Below are 1,245 nucleotides of genomic sequence, written 5' to 3'. Positions count from 1 at the left end.
CGAGTAGTACGAGACTCGATGCCTCGCGTGCGACGTCGGTGCCTTTGCGTCCCATGGCGATGCCAATATCGGCGCGGGCAAGCGCGGGCGCGTCGTTCACACCGTCGCCGGTCATCGCGACGAACTGGCCGTCGGCTTGGATAGCCTCGACAATTCGGATTTTTTGCGCCGGGTCGACGCGCGCATAGACGCGCGTATGCTTGATACGCTCGGCGAGTGCACTATCGGAGAGTTGGCTGAGTTCCCGGCCACCCATGACCTCATCCCCGTCGCGTAGGATATCAAGTGCACCGGCAATCGCGCGCGCGGTGACCGGATGATCGCCGGTAATCATTACGGGCGTGATTCCCGCTGACCTGCAGGTCTCGACCGCATCCTTCGCCTCTGGGCGAGGCGGGTCCTGAAGTCCTACGAAGCCAAGCAGTGTCAGACCCTGCTCCACCTCTTCCGCCTTATCCTTCTCTCCAGGCAAGCGGTCCCACGTGCGACATGCGATGGCGAGCACGCGAAGGCCTGTATTCGCCATTGCTTCGGCTACGCCGAGCAGGCGCGCCTGCTCGGCGGGGATGGCGTTTTCGTCGGTCATGACAGTGTTACAACGCTCAAGCACCGTTTCGGGCGCGCCCTTCGTATAAGCGATGAAAGCGTTGTCGCTGCGATGCAATGTCGTCATGCGCTTACGATCGGAGTCGAATGGGAATTCCGAGATGCGTGGAGCGGTTCGCTCGAGGCTGCGTTTGTCGAACCCCCTATCGGACGCCATGCGCCACAGAGCGAGTTCGGTGGGGTCGCCAGCGATGGTGTTGTCATCGCCGCCGTCAACGTCGTTGCAAAGCGCTACAGCTTCGATCAATTGCCGCACAGCGGCCTTGCTCATATCGATCGCCGATGCGGCAAGCCGCTCGCCTCTCACGAAAACTTCCTCAGCACGCATGTCGTTCAGAGTGAGCGTGCCCGTTTTGTCGGTGCAGATCCAGCTAACCGAACCGAGCGTCTCGACTGCCGGGAGGCGGCGCACCAAGGCGTGTCGACGGGCCATGTTGCGCGCACCTAGTGCAAGCATCACGGTGACCACAGCGGGCAACGCCTCCGGAATGGCCGCGACCGCGAGGCTCAGCGCGGTGAGCAGCATGAGCAAGGCTGGCTCGCCGCGCACCACCCCGACGCCGAAAATGGTCGCGCAGATGGCCAGCACAGCCATTGCCAGCCGCCGTCCGAACCCGGCGAGACGCTTCTGCAGGGGAG

The 1,245-nt window shown here is 63.1% G+C and carries 1 protein-coding gene; it reads right to left on the bottom strand.

Features of this window, described 5'->3' with window-relative positions:
* A partial coding sequence (locus AWB67_RS38120) for a cation-translocating P-type ATPase (protein ID WP_235025606.1) occupies positions 1–1,201 on the bottom strand: 1,201 nt, incomplete at its 3' end.
* Between the last annotated feature and the right edge of the window lie 44 nt (positions 1,202–1,245).

It is taken from the genome of Caballeronia terrestris (genome assembly GCF_001544515.1).
GTDB lineage: Bacteria > Pseudomonadota > Gammaproteobacteria > Burkholderiales > Burkholderiaceae > Caballeronia > Caballeronia terrestris.
This window is presented reverse-complemented; position numbering and strand designations above follow the sequence as displayed.